Genomic DNA, 23,519 nt, shown 5'->3' on the forward strand with positions numbered 1-23,519 from the left:
TTACTCTGCGGTATGAGCGTCAGTGGCGCAGGCGGGTTTGCCGGCAGCGTATTTTAGGCTTGGATCGACCAGTGCATCGAAGTGTTTGAGCGCTTCGGAGCCGATCAGCAGCGGGTACTGGAAGGCGCTGCGGTCGGTCAGGTTCACTTCGATGCTGCGCAGGGCGGTGCCCATGCAAATGTTCAGGCTGATGACCGGGCGGGCGGTGTAGGCCTTGCCTTCGTCCGGATTGTAGTCACCGGCGCGGCGTTTGATCTTGCTGACGCGGGCCAGCGGGCGTTCGATCGGGTGCGAATGGGCGGCGTCGATGGCCAGGTAGAAGCGCACCCAGGACTCGCCGTTGCGCTTGAAGCGCTTGATGTCACGGGCACTGAGGGAGGCGGTCTTGGCGCCGGTGTCGAGTTTGGCGGCGACTTCCAGGTCGATGTCGGTGAGCCTGGCGTATTCGTTCAGGCCGTAGACGGTCTTGCCTGCGGCCTGGCCCAGGGCCGGCAGCAAGCAGAGGCTGAGCAACAATAGAAGGGGCGAAAGTCTCATAGATCCTGGCGCAATGCTGTGGGTGTTCGGGTCAAGGCCACTGGCAGTTCTGCGCAAGCTCCTCGCTGGTCTGCCACAAACAGATGACAGACACACTATCCATACCCCAAAGAGGCGGGCGGCATTCTATCACGCTGGCAAGTGGACGCCAGCGGCCGGACTCAGACACCAAACGCGGTGTTGAAGTTCGTTCTTAGACGATTGTCGACAATGTTGATTTTGTCTTTGACTGTTCAGGCTGATTTGGCTAATTTCAGCGCATTGGATTTTCAAGGTGTCGACAATCATGCTGGACACAGCCCAAGCACCCGGCGTCAGCCAGGACGACTCGGAAACCCTGTCGGAAAACGTCTTCCGGCGTATCCAGGCGGCCATCGTCAAGGGCGAGATCGCTCCGGGCAGCAAAATCTCCGAGCCGGAGCTGGCGCGGACCTACGGCATCAGCCGCGGCCCGCTGCGCGAGGCCATCCACCGCCTGGAAGGCCAGCGCCTGCTGGTGCGGGTGCCTCACGTCGGGGCACGGGTGGTGTCGTTGAGCCATGCCGAACTGATCGAGCTGTACGAGATCCGCGAGTCCCTGGAAGGCATGGCTTGCCGCCTGGCTGCCGAACGCATGAGCGTAGCCGAGATCGACGAACTGCGCCGGGTGCTCGATACCCACGAGCGTGACGCCGCGTTCCAGGCAGGCGTTGGCTACTACCAGCAGGAAGGCGACTTCGACTTCCACTACCGGATCATCCAGGGCAGCGGCAACCGTACCCTGGTGCAGATGCTCTGCGGCGAGCTGTACCAGTTGGTGCGCATGTACCGCATCCAGTTCTCGGCCACGCCCAACCGGCCGCGCCAGGCCTTCGCCGAACACCACCGGATTCTCGATGCCATCGCCGACCGTGACGGCGAACTGGCGGAACTCCTGATGCGCCGTCACATCGGCGCTTCCAAACGCAATATCGAGCGTCACTACCTGGACGCCACTAGCCCACGAGGTGAGTCATGAGTCAGAAAAGCAGTCCCGGCCAGCGCTTTCGCGACGCGGTAGCCGCCGAGCACCCGTTGCAGGTGGTCGGTACCATCAATGCCAACCACGCCCTGCTGGCCAAGCGCGCCGGGTTCAAGGCCATCTACCTGTCCGGTGGCGGTGTTGCCGCCGGCTCCCTCGGCCTGCCGGACCTGGGCATCACCGGCCTGGACGACGTGCTCACCGACGTGCGCCGCATCACCGACGTCTGCGACCTGCCGCTGCTGGTGGATGTCGACACCGGCTTCGGTTCCTCGGCCTTCAACGTGGCCCGTACCGTCAAGTCGATGATCAAGTTCGGCGCCGCCGCCATCCATATCGAGGACCAGGTCGGCGCCAAACGTTGCGGCCATCGTCCGAACAAGGAAATCGTCTCCCAGCAGGAGATGGTCGATCGCATCAAGGCCGCCGTCGATGCCCGTACCGATGACAGCTTCGTGATCATGGCGCGCACCGACGCCCTGGCCGTCGAAGGCCTGGAAGCGGCGCTGGACCGTGCCGCCGCCTGCATCGAAGCCGGCGCCGACATGATCTTCCCGGAAGCGATCACCGAACTGTCGATGTACAAGACCTTCGCCGAGCGTGTGCGCGCGCCGATCCTGGCCAACATCACCGAATTCGGCGCCACGCCGCTGTACACCACCGAGGAGCTGGCCAGCGCCGACGTTTCCCTGGCGCTGTACCCGCTGTCGGCCTTCCGGGCCATGAACAAGGCTGCCGAAAACGTCTACACCGCGCTGCGCCGTGACGGTACCCAGAAGAACGTGATCGACACCATGCAGACCCGCATGGAGCTGTACGACGCCATCAACTACCACGCGTTCGAACAAAGCCTCGACGCTCTGTTCGCGCAGAAGAAAGCCTGATCCAGGCGACCGATTAGCCAGATAGCTTCCATAACAAATTCAAGAAAGGAGATAACCCCATGGCCGAAGCAAAAGTACTCAGCGGAGCCGGTCTGCGTGGCCAGGTGGCCGGGCAGACTGCACTGTCGACAGTCGGTCAGGCCGGTGCCGGGCTGACCTACCGCGGCTACGACGTGCGCGACCTGGCGGAAAATGCCCTGTTCGAGGAAGTCGCCTACCTGCTGCTCTACGGAGAACTGCCGAACAAGGCGCAACTGGCCGAATACCAGGCCCGCCTGAAAACCCTGCGCGACCTGCCGCAGGCGCTCAAGGAAGTGCTGGAGCGGATTCCTGCCAACGCCCATCCGATGGACGTGATGCGTACCGGTTCGTCGGTGCTCGGCACCCTGGAGCCGGAGCTGACCTTCGACCAGCAACGCGACAAGACCGACCGCCTGCTGGCGCTGTTCCCGGCGGTGATGTGCTACTGGTACCGCTTCAGCCACCATGGCGTGCGCATCGACTGCACCAGCGACGAAGACACCATTGGCGGGCATTTCCTGCACCTGCTGCACGGCAAGAAGCCGAGCGAACTGCACGTCAAGGTGATGAACGTCTCGCTGATCCTCTACGCCGAGCACGAATTCAACGCCTCGACCTTTACCGCCCGGGTTTGCGCCTCGACCCTGTCCGACCTGTACTCCTGCGTCACCGCCGCCATTGGCTCGCTGCGCGGCCCGCTGCACGGCGGCGCCAACGAAGCGGCCATGGAACTGATCGAGCGCTTCCAGAGCCCTCAGGAAGCCGTTGCCGAACTGCTGCAGATGCTCGAGCGCAAGGACAAGATCATGGGCTTCGGCCATGCGATCTACAAAGAGTCCGACCCGCGCAACGAGGTGATCAAGGGTTGGTCGAAGAAGCTCGCCGACGAAGTGGGCGACAAGGTCTTGTACCCGGTCTCCGAGGCCATCGACAAGACCATGTGGGAGCAGAAGAAACTGTTCCCGAACGCCGACTTCTACCATGCCTCGGCGTACCACTTCATGGGCATTCCGACCAAGCTGTTCACCCCGATCTTCGTCTGCTCGCGCCTGACCGGCTGGGCGGCACACGTCTTCGAGCAGCGCGCCAACAACCGCATCATCCGTCCGAGCGCCGAGTACACCGGCGTCGAGCAGCGCAAATACGTGCCGATCGAGCAGCGCTGACACAGATCCATGGCGCAGCGCTGAACACTGTGGGAGCTGGCCTTGCCAGCGATGAGGCCAGGAGGAACATCGCCTTTGTCTGGTCTGGCCCTATCGCTGGCTAGCCAGCTCCCACAGTGGGCAGTGCAGACCCTGAAAATAAATGATCGACACAAACGAACACCGTGACCGAGCCGACCTGACCATGAACACCGCATTCCGCAAGTCCCTGCCAGGCACCGCCCTGGACTATTTCGATGCCCGCGCGGCGGTCGATGCGATCGCGCCGGGTGCCTATGACCGGCTTCCCTATACCTCTCGCGTACTGGCGGAAAACCTGGTGCGCCGCTGCGATCCGGCCACCCTGGATGCCTCCCTGAGCCAACTGATCGAACGCAAGCGCGACCTCGACTTCCCCTGGTTCCCGGCCCGCGTGGTGTGCCACGACATCCTCGGCCAGACCGCGCTGGTGGACCTCGCCGGCCTGCGCGATGCCATCGCCGACAAGGGCGGTGATCCGGCCCAGGTCAACCCGGTGGTGCCGGTGCAACTGATCGTCGACCACTCGCTGGCCGTGGAGTGCGGCGGCTTCGACCCGCAGGCGTTCGAGAAGAACCGCGCCATCGAGGACCGCCGTAACGAAGACCGTTTCCACTTCATCAACTGGACCAAGAAAGCGTTCAAGAACGTCGACGTGATCCAGCCGGGCAACGGCATCATGCACCAGATCAACCTGGAGAAAATGTCGCCGGTGATCCATGCCGAGCGCGGCGTGGCCTATCCCGACACCTGCGTCGGTACCGACAGCCACACCCCGCATGTCGATGCCCTGGGGGTGATCGCCATCGGTGTCGGCGGCCTGGAAGCCGAGAACGTCATGCTCGGTCGTGCGTCCTGGATGCGCCTGCCGGAGATTGTCGGCGTCGAGTTGTCCGGCAAGCCGCAGCCGGGCATCACCGCGACCGACGTGGTGCTGGCCCTGACCGAATTCCTGCGCAAGCAGAAAGTGGTTGGCGCCTACCTGGAATTCCATGGCGAAGGCGCCCGTGCGCTGACCCTGGGCGATCGGGCCACCATTTCCAACATGGCCCCGGAATACGGCGCCACTGCGGCGATGTTCGCCATCGACCAGCAGACCATCGACTACCTCAAGCTCACCGGTCGTGAAGAGCAGCAAGTGGCGCTGGTCGAGACCTACGCCAAGGCCGCCGGTCTGTGGGCCGACAGCCTGGTCAACGCCGAGTACGAGCGGGTGCTGCGCTTCGACCTGTCCAGCGTGGTGCGCAACATGGCCGGCCCGTCCAATCCGCACGCCCGTGTCGCCACCAGCGACCTGGCGGCCAAGGGCATCGCCGGCAGTTGGGAAGACGTCCCGGGCCAGATGCCGGATGGCGCGGTGATCATCGCCGCCATCACCAGTTGCACCAACACCAGCAACCCGCGCAACGTCATCGCCGCCGGCTTGCTGGCGCGCAATGCCAACAAGCTGGGCCTGGCCCGCAAGCCGTGGGTCAAGTCGTCTCTGGCGCCCGGCTCGAAGACCGTCGCCCTGTACCTGGACGAAGCCGGCCTGACCGACGAGCTGGAGCAGCTGGGCTTTGGCGTCGTCGCGTTTGCCTGCACCACCTGCAACGGCATGTCCGGCGCGCTGGACCCGAAGATCCAGCAGGAGATCATCGACCGCGACCTCTACGCCACCGCCGTGCTCTCGGGCAACCGCAACTTCGACGGCCGTATCCATCCGTACGCCAAGCAGGCGTTCCTCGCTTCGCCGCCGCTGGTGGTGGCCTACGCCATCGCCGGGACCATCCGCTTCGACATCGAGAAGGATGTGCTGGGGGTGGTCGATGGCAAGGAAATCCGCCTCAAGGACATCTGGCCGAGCGACGAGGAAATCGACGCTGTGGTCCGCGCCTCGGTGAAGCCGGAGCAGTTCCGCCAGGTCTATATCCCGATGTTCGCCATCGAGGAAGACAAGGGGCCGAAAGTGGCGCCGCTGTACGAATGGCGTCCGATGAGCACCTACATCCGCCGTCCGCCGTACTGGGAAGGCGCCCTGGCCGGCGAGCGTACGCTCAAGGGTATGCGGCCACTGGCAGTGCTGCCGGACAACATCACCACCGACCACCTGTCGCCGTCCAACGCCATCATGATGGACAGCGCGGCCGGCGAGTACCTGGCGAAAATGGGCCTGCCGGAAGAGGACTTCAACTCCTACGCCACCCACCGCGGCGACCACCTGACCGCCCAGCGCGCCACCTTCGCCAACCCGAAACTGTTCAACGAAATGGTCCAGGAAAACGGCAAGGTCAAGCAGGGTTCGCTGGCGCGGATCGAGCCGGAAGGCAAGGTCACCCGCATGTGGGAAGCCATCGAGACCTACATGGAGCGCAAGCAGCCGCTGATCATCGTCGCCGGTGCCGACTACGGCCAGGGCTCGTCCCGTGACTGGGCGGCCAAGGGCGTGCGCCTGGCGGGTGTCGAGGCCATCGTTGCCGAGGGCTTCGAGCGCATCCACCGCACCAACCTGGTGGGCATGGGCGTACTGCCGCTGGAGTTCAAGCCGGGGACTGACCGCAAGACCCTGGAGCTGGATGGCAGCGAGCTGTACGACGTGGTTGGCCAGCGCACGCCGCGGGCGACCTTGACCCTGGTCATCACCCGGCAGAATGGCGAGCGCGTCGAAGTGCCGGTGACCTGTCGCCTGGATACCGCCGAAGAGGTGTCGATCTACGAGGCCGGTGGCGTGTTGCAGCGCTTTGCCCAGGACTTCCTGGACGGCGCGGCCTGACATCGGCGAGCCCCGGACTGCGATGTTGGCTGTCCGGGCCTCATCGCTGGCCATGCCAGCTCCCACAAGGTTTCTGTCGGTCACAAGGCAAGTGTCCGGCACGGCCTTTGTGGGAGCTGGCGTTGCCAGCGATTGGGGTTTCACCTATTGAACTGACGGAACCTATTCATGGCCCACATACCGCAAATCAAGATCCCCGCCACCTACATCCGTGGCGGCACCAGCAAGGGTGTGTTCTTCAACCTCCAGGACCTGCCCGAAGCCGCGCAACTGCCTGGCGCCGCCCGCGATGCGCTGTTGCTGCGGGTGATCGGCAGCCCCGACCCGTACGGCAAGCAGATCGATGGCATGGGCGGAGCCACGTCCAGCACCAGCAAGACGGTGATCCTCTCCCGCAGCATCAAGCCGGGGCATGACGTCGATTACCTGTTCGGCCAGGTCTCCATCGACAAGGCCTTCGTCGACTGGAGCGGCAACTGCGGCAACCTGTCGGCGGCGGTCGGTTCGTTCGCCATCAGCGCCGGGCTGGTCGATCCGGCCCGTGTCCCGGCCAATGGCATCGCCACCGTACGTATCTGGCAGGCCAACATCGGCAAGACCATCATCGCCCATGTGCCCATCACCAACGGCGAGGTTCAGGAAACCGGTGACTTCGAGCTGGACGGTGTGACCTTCCCGGCGGCCGAGGTACAACTGGAATTCCTCGACCCGGCCGCCGATGAAGACGGTGACGGCGGGGCGATGTTCCCCACCGGCAACCTGGTGGACCAGCTCGAGGTGCCGGGTGTCGGCAGTTTCGAGGTGACCCTGATCAATGCCGGCATCCCGACCATCTTCGTCAATGCCGCCGCCATCGGTTATACCGGGACCGAGCTGCAGGACGCGATCAACGGCGATGCCGAGGCCCTGGCCCGTTTCGAAACCATCCGTGCCCACGGAGCCGTGCGCATGGGGCTGATCAAGCATATCGATGAGGCTGCCGGTCGCCAGCACACGCCGAAAGTCGCCTTTGTCGCGCCGCCGGCGGACTACCTGTCGTCCAGCGGCAAGCAGGTTCGGGCACCTGATATCGACCTGCTGGTGCGGGCATTGTCCATGGGCAAGCTGCACCACGCGATGATGGGCACGGCGGCGGTGGCTATTGGTACGGCGGCGGCGATTCCCGGAACACTGGTGAATCTGGCGGCGGGCGGCGGCGAGCGTGAAGCCGTTCGCTTCGGTCATCCATCCGGCACTTTGCGTGTGGGGGCGCAGGCGCAGCAAGTGGACGGGCAGTGGACCGTGACCAAAGCCATCATGAGCCGCAGTGCGCGGGTGTTGATGGAGGGCTGGGTGAGGGTGCCGGGGGATTGCTTCTGAGCTGCAAGCTTTAAGCTTCAAGCTGCAAGTCAGAGCAGTCCGCGTCGCTTTTGCTTACAGCTTGCAGCTTGCAGCTTGCAGCTTGAAACTTGAAGCTCTGAAAAACCCGCTATCTCAGCGGGTTTTTCATTGCCGGTTCAAGCGACAAGCCAGAGCAGTCCGCGTCGCTTTTACTTACAGCTTGCAGCTTGAAACTTGCAGCTCAAAAAAAACCCCGCTATCTCAGCGGGGTTTTTTCATTGCCGGTGCAGCTTAGACCTGAACAGCCGGGATCTTGGCGTTCGCAGCAGCTTCGCGGAACTCGGCGATCTGGTCGAAGCTCAGGTAGCGGTAAACGTCGGCAGCCATGCTGTCGATGTTCTTCGCGTACTCCATGTACTCCTCGACGGTCGGCAGCTTGCCGATGATCGAAGCGACTGCGGCCAGTTCGGCCGAAGCCAGGTACACGTTGGTCGCGTCGCCCAGGCGGTTCGGGAAGTTACGGGTCGAGGTGGAGACCACGGTCGAACCGGTCTGTACGCGTGCCTGGTTACCCATGCACAGCGAGCAGCCTGGCATTTCCATGCGCGCGCCAGCCTTGCCGTAGATGCCGTAGTAGCCTTCTTCGGTCAGCTGGTGGGCGTCCATCTTGGTTGGCGGAGCCAGCCACAGACGGGTAGGAATGCCACCCTTGACCTTGTCCAGCAGCTTGCCGGCAGCGCGGAAGTGACCGATGTTGGTCATGCACGAACCGATGAACACTTCGTCAATCTTCTCGCCCTGTACGGTCGAGAGCAGGCGGGCGTCGTCCGGGTCGTTCGGCGCGCAGAGCACAGGCTCTTTGACGTCGGCCAGGTCGATCTCGATGATCTCGGCGTATTCGGCATCGGCGTCGGCAGACAGCAGTTCAGGGTTGGCCAGCCAGGCTTCCATGGCTTGCGCACGGCGCTCCAGGGTGCGGGCGTCGCCGTAGCCTTCGCCGATCATCCAGCGCAGCAGGGTGATGTTGGACTGCAGGTACTCGGCGATGGCTTTTTCCGGCAGCTTGATGGTGCAACCTGCAGCGGAGCGCTCGGCCGAGGCGTCGGACAGTTCGAAGGCTTGTTCGACGGTCAGGTCGTTCAGGCCTTCGATTTCCAGGATGCGGCCGGAGAAGGCGTTCTTCTTGCCTTTCTTCTCGACGGTCAGCAGGCCTTTCTGGATCGCGTAGTAAGGGATGGCATGAACCAGGTCACGCAGGGTGATGCCAGGTTGCAGTTTGCCCTTGAAGCGGACCAGGATCGACTCCGGCATGTCCAGCGGCATGACGCCGGTGGCTGCGGCGAAGGCGACCAGGCCGGAACCGGCCGGGAAGGAGATGCCGATCGGGAAGCGGGTGTGCGAGTCGCCGCCGGTGCCGACGGTGTCAGGCATCAGCATGCGGTTCAGCCAGCTGTGGATGATGCCGTCGCCTGGACGCAGGGACACGCCGCCACGGGTGCGGATGAAATCCGGCAGGGTGTGGTGGGTGGTGACGTCGATCGGCTTCGGATAGGCCGCGGTGTGGCAGAACGACTGCATGACCAGGTCGGCGGAGAAGCCCAGGCACGCCAGGTCTTTCAACTCGTCGCGAGTCATCGGGCCAGTGGTGTCCTGGGAGCCGACGGTGGTCATCTTCGGCTCGCAGTAGGTGCCCGGACGAACGCCGGTCACGCCGCAGGCCTTGCCGACCATTTTCTGTGCCAGGGTGTAGCCCTTGCCGGTGTCGGCAGGCTGCTCTGGCTTCTTGAACAGGTCGGAGGCACCCAGGCCCAGTTCGGTACGGGCTTTTTCGGTCAGGCCACGGCCGACGATCAGCGGGATACGGCCGCCAGCGCGGACTTCGTCCAGCAGGACTTCGGTTTTCAGCTCGAAGTTGGTGACCAGCTCGTCGCTGCCGTGACGGCGGACTTCACCCTTGAACGGGTAGACGTCGATGACGTCGCCCATGGCCAGGTTGGTGCAGTCGAATTCGATCGGCAGGGCGCCGGCGTCTTCCATGGTGTTGTAGAAGATCGGGGCGATCTTGGTGCCGAAGCAGAAGCCACCGGCGCGCTTGTTCGGCACGTACGGGATGTCGTCGCCGAAGAACCACAGCACGGAGTTGGTAGCCGATTTACGGGAAGAACCGGTACCGACCACGTCACCGACGTAGGCGACCGGGAAGCCCTTGGCCTTGACGGCTTCGATCTGGGCCAGCGGGCCGACCGAACCAGGCTGCTTGGGCTCGATGCCGTCACGGGCCATTTTCAGCATGGCCAGGGCGTGCAGCGGGATGTCAGGGCGCGACCAGGCGTCCGGGGCAGGGGACAGGTCGTCGGTGTTGGTTTCGCCAGGCACCTTGAACACGGTCAGGGTGTATTTCTCGGCGATGGCAGGACGGGTGGTGAACCACTCGCCGGCAGCCCACGAGTCCAGGACAGCCTTGGCGTGCACGTTGCCGGCCTTGGCTTTTTCGGCCACATCGTGGAAGGCATCGAACATCAGCAGGGTGTGCTTGAGCTGTTCGGCCGCGACGGCGCCCAGTTCGGCGTCATCCAGCAGCTCGACGAGGGTGGCGATGTTGTAGCCGCCCTGCATGGTGCCCAGCAGCTCGGTGGCACGCTTGCGGTCGATCAGTGGGGAGTTGGCGTCGCCCTTGACGATGGCGGAGAGGAACGCGGCCTTGACGTAGGCAGCTTCGTCGACTCCCGGCGGAACGCGGTCGGTGATCAGTTCAACGAGGAAGGCTTCTTCGCCGGCCGGCGGGTTTTTCAGCAGCTCGACCAGGCCTGCAGTTTGTTCGGCGTTGAGCGGCTGGGGAACGATACCCAGGGCTGCACGCTCTTCGATATGTTTGCGGTAGGCTTCAAGCACAGTTATTACCCTCATCAGTGGTCCCAAATGGGTGTCCGGGACGCTCATCCAGAAAATCCGCACTCATGCGCAAATACGGCTTTTTGAGCCGCGTAGCCAGAGTTGCAGGAAATCCTTACAGAAGCTGCTTTCAAAGTTTTACGCCTGCAGAACGGAGGCTGATGAGGGCTGGTACGGGACATTCAGGGCTGAATCTCCCGAACCAACGCCGTTCTACTGGATGAACTGTGCTCGTGACGCTTTGAAAACAGCTTCTAACGGACATTGGTGCCTTAAAAAGGCCGGATGATTCTACGGCAAATTCAGAATAAAGGTAAGGCGACGGTGAAGACTTTAGCGAGTGCACCGGGTTAGACAAAGGGCTAACATGGCGGCTTGTTTCGTTGCCATGCTGTCGATTTGCCCATGTCCAATCAGTCCATCAAGACGCCTTGCGTCGGCCTCTGCTCCACGGTTTACGGGGATCTGGTGTGCCGTGGCTGCAAGCGCTTCCACCATGAAGTGATCCACTGGAACGGCTACAACGAGGATGAAAAACGTGCCGTGTGGCTGCGCCTGGAGCAATTGCTGGTGCAGGTCATGACGGCCAAGCTCGAAGTCTTCGACACCGAGCGGCTGCGCCAGCAACTGGAGCAGCGCAAGATCCGCTACGTGCCCCATCAGTCGGAATATTGCTGGGCCTACCAGTTGATCGCCCGCGGCGCGCGGGTGATTCGCGAGCTGGAGGCCTACGGGCTGGTGCTGCTGCCGGAGTTTCGCAACTGGGAGCTGCCGGAGTTGCGCGATGCCATCGACACCGAATTCTTCCTGCTGTCAGAGGCCCACTACCAGCGCTACATCGCGCCGGGTTTTCTCAAGGATGCATTGGGATAACCCTCTTGCCGTTGCCATTGCCAACGCGGTGCTGGAAGAGTTGTTCGGTGATGTTCTATACCTTCTCCTATCTCAGGAGTTTGGGTCGTGTGTAGTTCCTGACAGATGCCGCCTATCACCCTTGAGCGATGGAGCACCTTTCATGGACAGTTCTTCTGGCGCTGTTGACCGGCATACCCCGACGATAACCGCCTTTGACGGCCGCGGCCTGGCCCTGCGCCAGGTTGCTTACCTCCGACATCCGGATACCCCGCAAATGACGCGCTCACTCGTGAGCCGGCATCGGTACGGTGCTGCCGGGTTTCTAGTGCATAGCGCCGACTCGCGTCTGCATGCGTCCGGGCTGGCGAACTTCAGGTATCGGACGGATCTTGCCGGCAATGTCCTGCACACCCGCAGCGCCGATGCTGGCACCTCGATTGTCCTCAACGATGCCGCCGGCCGGCGCAGCAAGGCGTTGAGCAACATTCGCATTGCCGCCGACGATTCCGATGACTTCGAACAAGCAGTCACGCATACCTGGGTGTATGAGGACGCCACGTCACCGGGCAGGCCGTTGATGGTGAGCGAGCAGACGACGGATGGCACCCTGCGGGTGATCGAGCGCTTCGTCTATGGTGGTGTTACCGAGGAAGAGCAGGCCCTGAACCTTGCCGGTCAATGCGTCAAGCACTACGACACGGCGGGTTTGCTTCAGGTCAACGCCGTGTCGCTTGCTGGTGCCCCGCACTCGATCAGCCGGTTGCTGCCCGATGATGCCGACAACCCGGCAACCCTTGTCGATTGGCAGGGCGACGATCCGCTCGCCTGGGCGGCAAGGCTGGCACCGGACTCGCAGGCGTTCACCACATTGACGACCGTGGATGCCACCGGGGCGGTGCTGACCACCATCGACAGCGAGGGCAACCGGCGCCGCGAGGCCTATGACGTTGCTGGATCGCCGAAGGCGCGCTGGTTGCAGCGCAGGGATGCCAGCGAGCAGGGGGTTGTGGTGGCGATGGCCTATTCCAGTGCCGGGCAGATACTGCGTGAAGAGCATGGCAATGGCGTCGTGGTCACCTACGGCTATGAACCCGAAACGCAGCGCCTGGCGACCATGAAGGCTGTGCGGCCTGCGGGGCACCCGCTCGGAGGCAAGGTGCTGCTCGATCTTTGCTACCAGTACGACGCCGTTGGCAACGTGCTCGGCGTCGGCAACCGTGCCGAACAGGTTCGGTTCTGGCGCAATCAGCAGGTACTGCCACAAAGCACCTGCGTCTATGACAGCCTGTATCGGCTGGTTGCCGCCAGCGGCCGCGAGATGGCGAACTCCGGCCGTTCCTGCCTGGCTGCGATATCGCAGCTCGCCGACGACGCCACCTGCACGAACTACAGCCGCAATTACCTTTACGATGAGAGTGGCAATCTGACGCGTATTCGTCACAGTTCCCCGGCTGCCAATAGCAGTCATACCGTCGATATCACGTTGGGCAATCGCAGTTGCCGCGGGGTTTCCAGCACGCTGGCGAGCGACCCGCTCAAGGTGGATGCCTTGTTCACTCCAGGCGGTCAGCAGCGAATACTGCAGCCTGGGCAATCGTTGTACTGGACCCCACGCGCAGAACTGCAAAGAGTGGTGCTGGGTGGCGCAGAGGAGGACAGCGAGCACTATCGTTACGATGCCTCCAGCCAGCGGGTGCTGAAGGTCGCCAGTCAGGGGGGGAAGGGCACCCCGTTCGTGCGGCGGGTGCTCTATCTGCCGGGCCTGGAGTTGCGTACCACTGCGGCGCAGGGTGTAGAGCAGGAGCGACTGCAGGTGATTTGTCTGGATCAGAACGTCGGTGTACAGGTGCGCCTTCTGCACTGGGTCAGCGGCAAACCGGTGGAAATTGACAACGACCAGTTGCGCTACAGCTACTCCGATCTTATTGGGAGCAGCTTGCTGGAAGTCGATGGCGCCGGACGGACCATCAGCCGCGAGGACTATTATCCCTATGGCGGTACGTCGGTGTGGGCTGCCCGCAGCGTGGTGGAGGCCAGCTACAAAACGATCCGCTACTCTGGCAAGGAGCGGGACCTGACCGGGTTGTATTACTACGGCCATCGCTATTACCAGTCCTGGCTGGGGCGCTGGTTGAGCGCCGACCCTGCCGGCACGGTGGACGGTTTGAACCTGTTCTCGATGGTGGGTAATAACCCTGTGAGCTACTTCGATGCACGGGGGTTGATGTTGCAGTCGCCGCAAGGTGGTGGATTTCAACCGCCGCCAGCGACCTATCAGGTCCTGGCGAGGGGGCTGTCGCAGTTTTCATCACAGGAACGGAACCAGGTCAGGCAATCCCTGCACGCAGCCTCTGGGGTGCTGGACAAGGTCACCAGGCTACAGGGCTTGCCCGCCGATCAGATGAAGACCTTTTTCGGGCCTGACCATCGACAGGTTGCCCGCGATGTCGTGGCGACCTGGCAGCAGACCAAGCAGATCCTTGCCGAGTATGATTTGCACTATCCCGGTCATGAAAAGTTCACGAGGGTCACGGAGGTGGGCGGTGATACGGTCGCCGAAGTTGAACCTTACGACTTTACCGGGCGGGTTCTGGTCCACGACCTGTTTTTCGCTGCGACCACCAGCGACGAGATGCGGACCCAGGTATTGATCCATGAGTTGAGCCATCTGCGGCGCTCGCCAGGGATTCGCACGGTGGGGGTGGGGACCCAGGACTTCTTTTATCTCAAGGACGCGGCCCCGGAGAAAGATTCGGCGGCCATCGTTGACAAGGGGCGCATCAAGAGAAGCGACGTCAATGATGTGGCGGGTCTGTTCAATGAGGTCGCTTTGCTCAACCAGTGGCACGTGATCAAGGTCGACCCGGCTGTCATGACCTACGGGGAGCCGTGGTCGCCGCAGTACATGACCGTGACCCAGGCCATGAATGCGTTCAAGAATACGCCTGCGCTTCGCGCGCGGATTGCTGCCAGGAATGCCGACAGTATTGCGTTTGCCGCGACGAAAATCGCCTCACGGGTTTAGGAGCGACGTGCCAGCCCGGGTGCCATGCGCTGTGCATGGCGCCCGGGCTGCGGACGAGCAAATGTTCAACCCTGCGCCAGCTCGTTCAACTGCGCCGCCACGTCCGCCGTCTTCAGCACCAGCACATCGCATTCCAGCGCATCCAGAACCACTTCCGAGGTGTTGCCGATCAGCGCCCCGGTGATGCCGGTGCGGGCCACGGTGCCGATCACCGTCACCACCGCATCCAGTTTGCTGGCGGTGTAGGGGATCAACACATCTGCCGGCCCTTCGGCCACATGCAGGCGCTCGTCACTGATGTCGAATTCCGCCTGGAACGCCGCGCAGGCCTCGCGGTAGCGCTCCTCGATGGTTTCCTTGAGCTGGTACACCGGATCTGCCGCCGACAGCATCGGCGAGGGGTGGGCGCTGATCACGTGCAGGTCGCCCTTGGCCAGGCCGGCGATGGCGTAGCCGTGGTCGATGATGTCGCCATGAAGTACGCGGTGGTCCTGGTCGTTGTTGCCGACATCGACGGCGGCGAGAATCACCCCGCCGGTCCACGGCCGCTCGGTCTTGACCATCAGGACCGCCGCCGGGCACAGGCGCAGCAGTTTCCAGTCGCTGGGGGTGAGCAGGGCTTTTTTCAGCGGGTTGTCGGGGCGGTGCTCCTTGATCACCAGTTCGCAGCCTTCGGCCTGCTGCACATCGATGATCGATTCGTGCAGGGTGTCGTGCCAGGCCTGCTCGTAGGTGACGTTGTCGTAGCCGTCGTCGTGCAACTGGCTGCTGAGCAGGCTGAGCAGGGCACTGTGGTCGTGCTTGCGGTCGCACATCAGCAGGTGCAGGCGCGCGCCGGTGGTCCGCGCGATGAGTTTGGCCCGGGTCAGGGCGCGGCTATGGGCGTGTTCGGGATCGAGGACCACGAGAATGCTGCGTACGGCTTGCATGAGTCTGAACTCCCTTCGGAAATGACGACCAATGCCTGACTATAGTCGGCGGCCCGTGCGACGGAGCTTGATGCATATCAAAGCATAGTCACTGGTGATCGCCGTTGGCGTCGGTATAATCGCCGCCCCTCGCCTTCAAGCCCTGTGTGACTCATGGAACTCATCCCCGAAATCGACGCCTTCCTCGGTTGCCGCACGCCGGATGCCTGGATACAGGCCGCGCTGGCCGACCAGGAAACCCTGCTGATCGATCACAAGAACTGCGAGTTCAAGGCTGCCAGTACCGCGTTGAGCCTGATCGCCAAGTACAACAGCCACATCGACCTGATCCACATGATGTCGCGCCTGGCCCGCGAGGAACTGGTGCACCACGAGCAGGTGCTGCGCCTGATGAAGCGCCGCAAGGTGCCGCTGCGCCCGGTCAATGCCGGTCGCTATGCCTCGGGCCTGCGCCGGTTGGTGCGTGCCCACGAGCCGGTCAAGCTGGTGGATACCCTGGTGGTCGGGGCCTTTATCGAAGCCCGCAGTTGCGAGCGTTTCGCTGCACTGGTCCCGCATCTGGACGAAGAACTCGGCAAGTTCTATCACGGCCTGCTCAAGAGCGAGTCGCGTCATTACCAGGGCTACCTGAAACTCGCCCATCTGTATGGCGACGCCGAAGATATCGAACGGACCATCGTCAAGGTCCGCGCCGCCGAAGCCGAACTGATCCTCTCGCCCGACACCGAAATGCGCTTCCACAGCGGCATTCCTGCCTGATTTCTCCTGGCGCGAGGCTTCCTTCGCGCCGTCCGCTTCCGTCCTGATACCCGACTGATCCGCTCGGCCTTTCGTCGCAAAAATAGCAAGCAAGCTAATAAATGCCTGGACAACTAATGCCTGAGCAGACATATTTGCTTACATCGCTGCCTAAGCAGGGTTCTACCTCATGTCGCATTTCACCCCCGAAAACTTCCAGACCTGCACCATCGGCCTGCTCCTGGGCCGTGCCGCGCTGGTCAAGGACCGCATTCTCGACACCCACCTGCAGGACTTCGGTGTCACCGCCGCGCAGTTCAAGGTGTTGATCATCGTTGCCCAGTACGGCGTCGATACCCCCGCCGAACTGTGCCGTTACCTGGGCCTCGACAGCGGCTCCATGACCCGCATGCTCGATCGCCTGGAACAGAAAGACCTGATTACCCGTGGCCGCTGCCCCGAAGACCGCCGGCAGGTGCGCGTGGTGCTGAGCGAAGACGGCCAGAAACTCGCCGACCGCCTGCCGCATATCGGCGCCGCCGCGATGAACGAACTGGTGGGCGTGCTGGCGCCGGAGGAGCTGGAAACCCTGGCGGCGCTGCTGACCAAGGTCCTGCTCAACGCCGGCGATGCGCTGACTGCCTTGCGGGTGAGCGACAAGTCATGAACACCACGACCTTGCGTACCGGCCTGAGCCTGCTGGTCCTGGCCCTGAGCCTGGCCGGCTGCGCCAGCTACAAAGGCCTCACCACCGAAGGCAAGCGCCTCGACGCCGCCGAACTGAAAGCCGGGAAGACCCTCGAGGGCATCACCCTGTCGCCGGCCGCCTGGCCGAAGAGCGACTGGTGGCGCAGCCTCGGCGACCCGCAACTGGACAGCCTGATCGGCGAAGCCCTGCGCGACAGCCCGGACATGCAGATCGCCAGTGCCCGTGCCCACCAGGCCAGCGCTGCGGCCCTGGCCGCCGATGCCGAACGGACGCCGAGCCTGGATGCCAATGCCAGTGTCAGCCGTTCGCGGCTGGCACGGGACCAGGATCCGGCCGGGCAGGGCGGGCGCTATTCGACCCTGCGCAGCCTGAGCCTCGACTTCAACTACAGCTTCGACCTCTGGGGCGGCCAGCGCGCCGCCTGGGAAGCCGCGCTGGGCCAGGCCCGCGCCGCCGAGGTCGATCGCCAGGCCGCCAGCCTGACCCTCGCCGCCGACGTCGCCCGCGCCTACAGCCAGCTGGGCCAGGCCTACATCGTCAATGACCTGACCCAGGACGACCTCAAGCGCACCCGGCAACTGTATGACCTGGGCAAGCGTCGCCTGGCCGCCGGCATCGACAGCGAATACCAGTTGCAGCAGAGCGAGAGTCTGTTGGCCAGTTCCGAAGAACAGGCGATCAATGCGCAGAAGCAATTGCACAGTGCCCAGGTCGCCCTGGGCGTACTGCTGGGCAAGGGTCCGGACCGTGCGCAACAGATCGCCCGTCCCGCTGTGCTCAAGCCCGGCGTCGTAGCGCTGCCATCGGTGTTGCCTGCCGAACTGCTCGGTCGTCGTCCCGACCTGGTGGCCGCGCGCTGGCGGGTCGAGGCGGCCGGCAAATCGATCGATGCCAGCAAGACCCGCTTCTACCCCAACCTCAACCTGACCGCCGCCGCCGGCACCCAGGCGCTGCTGGGCGATGCGATCTTCGGCGCGCCGAGCCGCTTCTTCAGTATCGCGCCGACCGTGTCGCTGCCGATCTTCGACGGCGGCCGCTTGCGCGCCGATTTCGACGCCCGCGATGCCGACTACGACCTGGCCGTGGCCCAGTACAACAAGTCGCTGGTCAACGCCCTGGGTGAGGTCAGCGACAGCATCGACCAGTTGCGGGCCCTCGGCGAGCAGGTGATCGCCAAGCAGCGCGCCGCCGACATCGCCCAGCAGTCCTACGACACCGTGATGCAGCGCTACGGCTCCGGCATCGGCAATTACCTGGACGTGCTCAGCATCGAGCAGCAACTGCTGCAGGCCCAGCGCCAACTGGCCGAGCTCAATGCCCAGCGCATCGACCGTTCGATCCTGCTGATGCAGGCCCTCGGCGGCGGCTTCCAGGCCGACGCGGCCCCCGGACAACAACAGGCTACGGCAGCATCGCCGGCCTCCCGCCATCCCTAACGCCAAGGTATCGATCAATGGCTACCCCGACTTCGGACACTGCCGTCAACGAGCAGGACGTGAACAATCAGCGCAAGCGCAAGACCTGGCTGCTGGGCCTGCTGCTCATCGTGCTGGCCCTGGGTGCGGGCACCTGGGCCTGGCATGAGCTCTACGGGCGCTGGACCGAGAGCACCGACGACGCCTATGTGAACGGCAATGTGGTGGAAATCACGCCCCTGGTCAGTGGCACCGTGGTGAGCATCGGCGCCGATGACGGCGATCTGGTGCACGCCGGCCAGGAACTGATCCGCTTCGACCCCAGCGACGCCGAGGTCGGCCTGCAGGCCGCCGAGGCCAAGCTGGCCCGTGCCGTGCGCCAGGTGCGCGGGCTGTACAGCAACGTCGATGGCATGAAGGCCCAGGTGGCGGCGCGCCAGGCCGAGTTGCAGAAGGCCCAGGAAAACTTCAACCGCCGCAAGACGCTTGCTGCGGGTGGTGCGATTTCCCAGGAAGAGCTGTCCCACGCCCGTGACGATCTGGCCTCGGCCCAGAGCGCCCTGAGCAACGCCAGACAGCAACTGAACACCACCACCGCGCTGGTGGATGACACCGTAATTTCGTCACATCCAGAGGTACAGGCCGCTGCCGCCGAGCTGCGCCAGGCTTACCTGGCCAACGCCCGCACCACCCTGGTGGCGCCGGTCACCGGTTACGTCGCCAAGCGCACCGTGCAACTGGGCCAGCGCCTGGAGCCGGGCACCGCGACCATGGCCGTGATTCCGCTGGACCAGCTGTGGATCGACGCCAACTTCAAGGAAACCCAACTGCGCAACATGCGCATCGGCCAGCCGGTAGACATCACCACCGACCTGTACGGCAGCGAGGTGAAATACAGCGGCACCATCGACAGCCTCGGTGCCGGCACCGGCAGCGCTTTCGCCCTGCTGCCGGCGCAGAACGCCACGGGTAACTGGATCAAGATCGTCCAGCGCGTCCCGGTGCGGGTGCACATCAATCCCGAGCAACTGGCGGCCCATCCGCTGCGCATCGGCCTGTCGACCATGGTCGACGTCGACCTGCACGACCAGAGCGGCCCGGTACTGGCCCAGCAGCCGCCGCAGAAGGCGAGCTTCGCCACCCAGGTGTATGACCGCCAACTGGCCGAGGCCGACACCCTGATCGCCCGGTTGATCCACGACAACAGCGCCAGCGACAAGACTGCCCAGCGATGAGCAACCAGGCCTCGTTCACTCCGCCGAGCCTGCTGCTGACCACCATCGGCCTGTCGCTGGCGACCTTCATGCAGGTGCTCGACACCACCATCGCCAACGTGGCGCTGCCGACCATTTCCGGCAACCTTGGGGTGAGTTCGGAGCAGGGTACCTGGGTCATCACCTCGTTCGCGGTGAGCAACGCCATCGCCCTGCCGCTGACCGGCTGGCTGAGCCGGCGCTTCGGCGAGGTGAAGCTGTTCATCTGGGCGACACTGCTGTTCGTGCTGGCCTCGTTCCTCTGCGGTATCTCCCAGTCGATGCCGGAACTGGTGGGCTTTCGCGTGCTCCAGGGCGTGGTGGCCGGGCCGTTGTACCCGATGACCCAGACCCTGCTGATCGCCGTCTACCCGCCGGCCAAGCGAGGGATGGCCCTGGCGTTGCTGGCGATGGTCACGGTGGTGGCGCCGATCGCCGGGCCGATCCTCGGTGGCTGGATCACCGACAGCTACAGCTGGCCGTGGATCTTCTTCATCAACGTGCCCATCGGCCTGTTCGCCGCGGCCGTGGTGCGTCAGCAGATGCGCACGCGGCCGGTGCAGACCAGCCGCCAGCCGATGGACTACATCGGCCTGCTGAGCCTGATCATCGGCGTCGGCGCCTTGCAGATCGTCCTCGACAAGGGCAATGACCTGGACTGGTTCGAGTCGAACTTCATCGTTATCGGCAGCCTGATCTCGGTGGTGTTCATCGCTGTGTTCATTATCTGGGAGCTGACCGACAAGCACCCGGTGGTCAACCTGCGGCTGTTCGTCCACCGCAACTTCCGCATCGGCACCATCGTGCTGGTGGGCGGTTATGCCGGCTTCTTCGGGATCAACCTGATCCTGCCGCAATGGCTGCAGACCCAGATGGGCTACACCGCCACCTGGGCGGGCCTGGCGGTGGCGCCGATCGGCTTGCTGCCGGTGCTGATGTCGCCCTTCGTCGGCAAGTACGCGCACCGCTTCGACCTGCGTCTGCTGGCCGGGCTGGCGTTCCTGGCGATCGGCCTCAGTTGCTTCATGCGGGCCCAGTTCACCCACGAAGTGGACTTCCAGCACGTCGCCCTGGTGCAGCTGTTCATGGGCATTGGCGTGGCGCTGTTCTTCATGCCGACCTTGAGCATCCTGCTTTCCGACCTGCCGCCGCACCAGATTGCCGACGGTTCTGGCCTGGCGACCTTCCTGCGCACCCTGGGCGGCAGCTTCGCCGCGTCGCTGACCACCTGGATCTGGATCCGCCGCGCCGACCAGCACCATGCCTACCTGAGCGAAAGCATCAGCACTTACGAGCCGGCGACCCGCGAGGCGCTCAATCAGTTGGGTGGGGCAGGGGGCGCGTCGTACCGGCAGCTGGAACAGATGCTCAGCAGCCAGGCGTACATGATGTCGACGGTGGATTACTTCACCCTGATGGGCTGGATTTTCGCGGGGTTGATTCTGCTGGTGTGGCTGGCCAAACCGCCGTTCGCGGCGAAGGCCGGGCCGGCATCGGGCGGGCATTGAGAGAAGGCGGGAAGCCCTCGGGCGCGCGATCCATGCGCCCGAGGGTTGATGCGATCAGCCCAGCAGCAGCGTGGTGATCGAGATGATGCTCGGGGTGCCGCCGGCCGGTGCATAGACTTCCACAGCCACACGCTTGGAGCTTTCGTAGCCAGGAATGGTCTGGTCAGCCACGAACTGGTACTTGATGCCATTGACCACTTGGGAGCGGACTTCCAGTGCCTCGTACTTCGCACCGATCAGTTGCGAGGTGACCTGGTTGAATACCTCCTGTTCGCTGGAGTCCAGCGCGTGCAGTTCGGTCCAGCCACCCACTTGTGCTTGAGCATTCATGCGGTCTATCTCCCTATAAAGTCCTACTCGTCTGGCTTTTCGGATAACGCCCCGTCTATTGCAATGGTTTCCGGCATCCATGTTCGGCTGTGCTGTTGTGTGAACCAGTTCACATAATGGCCATACGATAGCACCGCCAGAACTGGCGTATGTCGGTCATTGCCCCTTCGCTTTGTAAGCTTTTGTCCAAGACAGATACGCACCTGAAGCTGCGTGCACAAAGTGGATAACGGTCTGCACGATCCGGATATTGCCCCGCGCCCTGCGCCCCTAACCTGACCTGGCCTGAACAATAACAATGGAGACCCTGGCCATGTCCCTGGGATTCGACTACCTCAATGCCATGCTCGAGGACGACCGGGAATCGGGCGTCTACCGCTGCAAGCGGGAGATGTTCACCGACCCGCGCCTGTTCGATCTGGAGATGACGCACATCTTCGAGGGCAACTGGATCTACCTGGCCCACGAAAGCCAGATCCCCGAGAAGAACGACTTCCTCAGCCTCACCATGGGCCGCCAGCCGATCTTCATCGCCCGCAACAAGGACGGCGAACTCAACGCCTTCCTCAACGCCTGCAGCCACCGCGGCGCCATGCTCTGCCGGCACAAGCGCGGCAACCGATCCAGCTACACCTGCCCGTTCCACGGCTGGACCTTCAATAACAGCGGCAAGCTGCTCAAGGTCAAGGACCCGGCCAACGCCGGCTATCCCGACAGCTTCAACTGCGACGGCTCCCACGACCTGACCCGGGTGGCACGCTTCGAGTCCTATCGCGGCTTCCTGTTCGGCAGCCTGAAGGCCGACGTCAAGCCGCTGGTGGAACACCTGGGCGAGTCGGCGAAGATCATCGACATGATCGTCGACCAGTCCCCCGAAGGCCTGGAAGTGCTGCGCGGTTCCAGTTCCTACATCTACGAAGGCAACTGGAAGCTCACTGCGGAAAACGGTGCCGATGGCTACCACGTCAGTTCCGTGCACTGGAACTACGCCGCCACCCAGAACCAGCGCAAGCAGCGCGAAGCCGGGGAAGAAATCAAGACCATGAGCGCCGGCGCCTGGGCCAAGCAGGGCGGCGGCTTCTACTCCTTCGACCACGGCCATCTGCTGCTCTGGACCCGCTGGGCCAACCCCGAGGACCGGCCCGCTTTCGAGCGCCGCGCCGAGCTGGTGGCCGACCATGGCCAGGCTCGTGCCGACTGGATGATCGGGAACTCGCGCAACCTGTGCCTGTACCCCAACGTCTACCTGATGGACCAGTTCAGTTCGCAGATCCGCATCGCCCGGCCGATTTCGGTGAACAAGACCGAGATCACCATCTACTGCATCGCGCCCAAGGGCGAGAGTACCCAGGCCCGTGCCCAGCGCATCCGCCAGTACGAAGACTTCTTCAACGTCAGCGGCATGGCCACTCCGGACGATCTGGAAGAGTTCCGCTCCTGCCAGACCGGCTACGGCGGCGGCACCGGCTGGAACGATATGTCCCGCGGCGCGGCCCACTGGATCGAAGGTGCCGATGAAGCGGCGAAGGAAATCGAGCTGCGGCCGCTGTTGTCCGGCGTACGCACCGAAGACGAGGGCCTGTTCGTGCTGCAGCACAAGTACTGGCAGGAAACCATGCTCAAGGCGCTGCAGCAGCAGGAGCCGTCGTTGATTCCCGTGGAGGCCGTGCAATGAACCTGCATGACACCGTACGCGATTTCCTCTACCGCGAAGCGCGCTACCTGGACGATGCCCAGTGGGACCAATGGCTGGAGCTTTACGCTGCCAACGCGACCTTCTGGATGCCGTCCTGGGACGATGACGACCGCCTCACCGAAGATCCGCAAAGCGAGATCTCGCTGATCTGGTACGGCAACCGCGGCGGCCTGGAAGACCGGGTGTTCCGCATCAAGACCGAGCGCTCCAGCGCCACGGTGCCGGACACCCGTACCTCCCACAACATCGCCAACATCGAGATCCTCGAACAGGATGCGGAGCAATGCCGTGTGCGCTTCAACTGGCACACCCTGAGCTTCCGCTACAAGACCACCGACAGCTACTTCGGCACCAGCTTCTACACCCTCGATCTGCGCGGCGAACAGCCGCTGATCCTGAGCAAGAAAGTGGTGCTGAAGAACGACTACGTCCGTCAGGTCATCGACATCTATCACATCTGAGGTATCGGCG

Annotated in this window: 18 protein-coding genes; 14 read left to right on the forward strand and 4 right to left on the reverse strand. The window is 63.5% G+C overall.

Features of this window, described 5'->3' with window-relative positions; all coding sequences use genetic code 11:
• Complete coding sequence (gene rloA / locus AC05QJ_RS12315; protein WP_476747116.1) at positions 1 to 537, reverse strand: retropepsin-like aspartic peptidase RloA; 537 nt, start codon at positions 535 to 537, stop codon at positions 1 to 3.
• Between the two features lie 286 nt (positions 538 to 823).
• On the opposite strand from rloA, the gene AC05QJ_RS12320 reads away from it, so the two are divergent.
• The 5 genes from AC05QJ_RS12320 to prpF all read left to right on the forward strand — a co-directional run bounded on the left by AC05QJ_RS12320 (position 824) and on the right by prpF (position 7,737).
• The gene (locus AC05QJ_RS12320; RefSeq protein WP_476747117.1) at positions 824 to 1,534 is read left to right on the forward strand and encodes a GntR family transcriptional regulator; all 711 of its coding nucleotides are present in this window, start codon (positions 824 to 826) and stop codon (positions 1,532 to 1,534) included.
• Positions 1,531 to 2,421 (forward strand): methylisocitrate lyase, encoded by an 891-nt coding sequence (gene prpB, locus AC05QJ_RS12325; RefSeq protein WP_075806801.1) that lies wholly within the window; start codon positions 1,531 to 1,533, stop codon positions 2,419 to 2,421. The genes AC05QJ_RS12320 and prpB overlap by 4 nt, the downstream gene beginning before the upstream one ends.
• A 59-nt stretch (positions 2,422 to 2,480) precedes the next feature.
• Positions 2,481 to 3,608, forward strand: a complete 1,128-nt coding sequence (gene prpC, locus AC05QJ_RS12330; RefSeq protein ID WP_476747118.1) for a bifunctional 2-methylcitrate synthase/citrate synthase — start codon at positions 2,481 to 2,483, stop codon at positions 3,606 to 3,608.
• A gap of 184 nt (positions 3,609 to 3,792) precedes the next feature.
• Positions 3,793 to 6,378 carry a Fe/S-dependent 2-methylisocitrate dehydratase AcnD gene (gene acnD, locus AC05QJ_RS12335; protein WP_476747921.1) on the forward strand — a complete coding sequence of 862 codons (2,586 nt, stop codon included), beginning with the start codon at positions 3,793 to 3,795 and terminating at the stop codon, positions 6,376 to 6,378.
• Between the two features lie 168 nt (positions 6,379 to 6,546).
• Positions 6,547 to 7,737: a 2-methylaconitate cis-trans isomerase PrpF gene (prpF, locus tag AC05QJ_RS12340; RefSeq protein WP_476747119.1), complete on the forward strand. Its 1,191-nt coding sequence runs from the start codon at positions 6,547 to 6,549 to the stop codon at positions 7,735 to 7,737.
• Between the two features lie 252 nt (positions 7,738 to 7,989).
• On the opposite strand, the gene acnB is transcribed toward prpF, so the two are convergent.
• A complete protein-coding gene (gene acnB, locus AC05QJ_RS12345; protein WP_476747922.1) occupies positions 7,990 to 10,590 on the reverse strand; it encodes a bifunctional aconitate hydratase 2/2-methylisocitrate dehydratase in 2,601 nt (866 codons plus the stop codon).
• 405 nt (positions 10,591 to 10,995) lie between these two features.
• Here acnB and AC05QJ_RS12350 point away from each other — a divergent pair, with 405 nt between their 5' ends.
• A complete protein-coding gene (locus tag AC05QJ_RS12350; RefSeq protein ID WP_476747120.1) occupies positions 10,996 to 11,463 on the forward strand; it encodes a DUF1289 domain-containing protein in 468 nt (155 codons plus the stop codon).
• 142 nt (positions 11,464 to 11,605) lie between these two features.
• Entirely contained in the window at positions 11,606 to 14,470 is a 2,865-nt protein-coding gene (locus AC05QJ_RS12355) for an RHS repeat-associated core domain-containing protein (protein WP_476747121.1), read from the forward strand.
• 65 nt (positions 14,471 to 14,535) lie between these two features.
• Here AC05QJ_RS12355 and AC05QJ_RS12360 read toward each other — a convergent pair whose 3' ends face one another.
• Positions 14,536 to 15,399: a universal stress protein gene (locus AC05QJ_RS12360; protein WP_476747122.1), complete on the reverse strand. Its 864-nt coding sequence runs from the start codon at positions 15,397 to 15,399 to the stop codon at positions 14,536 to 14,538.
• A gap of 153 nt (positions 15,400 to 15,552) precedes the next feature.
• Between AC05QJ_RS12360 and AC05QJ_RS12365 the strand changes: the two genes are divergently transcribed.
• The 5 genes from AC05QJ_RS12365 (at position 15,553) to AC05QJ_RS12385 (ending at position 21,022) form a co-directional block, all read left to right on the forward strand.
• Complete coding sequence (locus tag AC05QJ_RS12365; protein WP_476747123.1) at positions 15,553 to 16,158, forward strand: MiaE family protein; 606 nt, start codon at positions 15,553 to 15,555, stop codon at positions 16,156 to 16,158.
• Between the two features lie 169 nt (positions 16,159 to 16,327).
• A complete protein-coding gene (locus AC05QJ_RS12370) occupies positions 16,328 to 16,804 on the forward strand; it encodes a MarR family winged helix-turn-helix transcriptional regulator (RefSeq protein WP_476747124.1) in 477 nt (158 codons plus the stop codon).
• Positions 16,801 to 18,282 carry an efflux transporter outer membrane subunit gene (locus AC05QJ_RS12375; protein WP_476747125.1) on the forward strand — a complete coding sequence of 494 codons (1,482 nt, stop codon included), beginning with the start codon at positions 16,801 to 16,803 and terminating at the stop codon, positions 18,280 to 18,282. The genes AC05QJ_RS12370 and AC05QJ_RS12375 overlap by 4 nt, the downstream gene beginning before the upstream one ends.
• Positions 18,283 to 18,299: 17 nt before the next feature.
• Positions 18,300 to 19,496, forward strand: a complete 1,197-nt coding sequence (locus tag AC05QJ_RS12380) for an EmrA/EmrK family multidrug efflux transporter periplasmic adaptor subunit (RefSeq protein ID WP_476747126.1) — start codon at positions 18,300 to 18,302, stop codon at positions 19,494 to 19,496.
• On the forward strand, positions 19,493 to 21,022 hold the full coding sequence (locus AC05QJ_RS12385) for a DHA2 family efflux MFS transporter permease subunit (RefSeq protein ID WP_476747127.1): 1,530 nt from the start codon (positions 19,493 to 19,495) through the stop codon (positions 21,020 to 21,022). Before AC05QJ_RS12380 ends, AC05QJ_RS12385 begins: the two co-directional genes overlap by 4 nt.
• A 54-nt stretch (positions 21,023 to 21,076) precedes the next feature.
• On the opposite strand, the gene AC05QJ_RS12390 is transcribed toward AC05QJ_RS12385, so the two are convergent.
• Positions 21,077 to 21,352, reverse strand: a complete 276-nt coding sequence (locus AC05QJ_RS12390; RefSeq protein ID WP_476747128.1) for a cystatin family protein — start codon at positions 21,350 to 21,352, stop codon at positions 21,077 to 21,079.
• 313 nt (positions 21,353 to 21,665) lie between these two features.
• Here AC05QJ_RS12390 and benA point away from each other — a divergent pair, with 313 nt between their 5' ends.
• Positions 21,666 to 23,027: a benzoate 1,2-dioxygenase large subunit gene (gene benA, locus AC05QJ_RS12395; protein ID WP_476747129.1), complete on the forward strand. Its 1,362-nt coding sequence runs from the start codon at positions 21,666 to 21,668 to the stop codon at positions 23,025 to 23,027.
• Complete coding sequence (gene benB / locus AC05QJ_RS12400) at positions 23,024 to 23,509, forward strand: benzoate 1,2-dioxygenase small subunit (protein ID WP_476747130.1); 486 nt, start codon at positions 23,024 to 23,026, stop codon at positions 23,507 to 23,509. The genes benA and benB overlap by 4 nt, the downstream gene beginning before the upstream one ends.
• Positions 23,510 to 23,519: the final 10 nt, after the last annotated feature.

It is taken from the genome of Pseudomonas sp. TUM25319, from assembly GCF_056388475.1.

What these genes read in the sequence shown, in the direction of transcription:
- rloA (WP_476747116.1), bottom strand. Translation starts at nt 537, where the DNA reads ATGAGACTTTCGCCCCTTCTATTGTTGCTCAGCCTCTGCTTGCTGCCG.
- AC05QJ_RS12320 (WP_476747117.1), top strand. Translation starts at nt 824, where the DNA reads ATGCTGGACACAGCCCAAGCACCCGGCGTCAGCCAGGACGACTCGGAA.
- prpB (WP_075806801.1), top strand. Translation starts at nt 1,531, where the DNA reads ATGAGTCAGAAAAGCAGTCCCGGCCAGCGCTTTCGCGACGCGGTAGCC.
- prpC (WP_476747118.1), top strand. Translation starts at nt 2,481, where the DNA reads ATGGCCGAAGCAAAAGTACTCAGCGGAGCCGGTCTGCGTGGCCAGGTG.
- acnD (WP_476747921.1), top strand. Translation starts at nt 3,793, where the DNA reads ATGAACACCGCATTCCGCAAGTCCCTGCCAGGCACCGCCCTGGACTAT.
- prpF (WP_476747119.1), top strand. Translation starts at nt 6,547, where the DNA reads ATGGCCCACATACCGCAAATCAAGATCCCCGCCACCTACATCCGTGGC.
- AC05QJ_RS12350 (WP_476747120.1), top strand. Translation starts at nt 10,996, where the DNA reads ATGTCCAATCAGTCCATCAAGACGCCTTGCGTCGGCCTCTGCTCCACG.
- AC05QJ_RS12355 (WP_476747121.1), top strand. Translation starts at nt 11,606, where the DNA reads ATGGACAGTTCTTCTGGCGCTGTTGACCGGCATACCCCGACGATAACC.
- AC05QJ_RS12360 (WP_476747122.1), bottom strand. Translation starts at nt 15,399, where the DNA reads ATGCAAGCCGTACGCAGCATTCTCGTGGTCCTCGATCCCGAACACGCC.
- AC05QJ_RS12365 (WP_476747123.1), top strand. Translation starts at nt 15,553, where the DNA reads ATGGAACTCATCCCCGAAATCGACGCCTTCCTCGGTTGCCGCACGCCG.
- AC05QJ_RS12370 (WP_476747124.1), top strand. Translation starts at nt 16,328, where the DNA reads ATGTCGCATTTCACCCCCGAAAACTTCCAGACCTGCACCATCGGCCTG.
- AC05QJ_RS12375 (WP_476747125.1), top strand. Translation starts at nt 16,801, where the DNA reads ATGAACACCACGACCTTGCGTACCGGCCTGAGCCTGCTGGTCCTGGCC.
- AC05QJ_RS12380 (WP_476747126.1), top strand. Translation starts at nt 18,300, where the DNA reads ATGGCTACCCCGACTTCGGACACTGCCGTCAACGAGCAGGACGTGAAC.
- AC05QJ_RS12385 (WP_476747127.1), top strand. Translation starts at nt 19,493, where the DNA reads ATGAGCAACCAGGCCTCGTTCACTCCGCCGAGCCTGCTGCTGACCACC.
- AC05QJ_RS12390 (WP_476747128.1), bottom strand. Translation starts at nt 21,352, where the DNA reads ATGAATGCTCAAGCACAAGTGGGTGGCTGGACCGAACTGCACGCGCTG.
- benA (WP_476747129.1), top strand. Translation starts at nt 21,666, where the DNA reads ATGTCCCTGGGATTCGACTACCTCAATGCCATGCTCGAGGACGACCGG.
- benB (WP_476747130.1), top strand. Translation starts at nt 23,024, where the DNA reads ATGAACCTGCATGACACCGTACGCGATTTCCTCTACCGCGAAGCGCGC.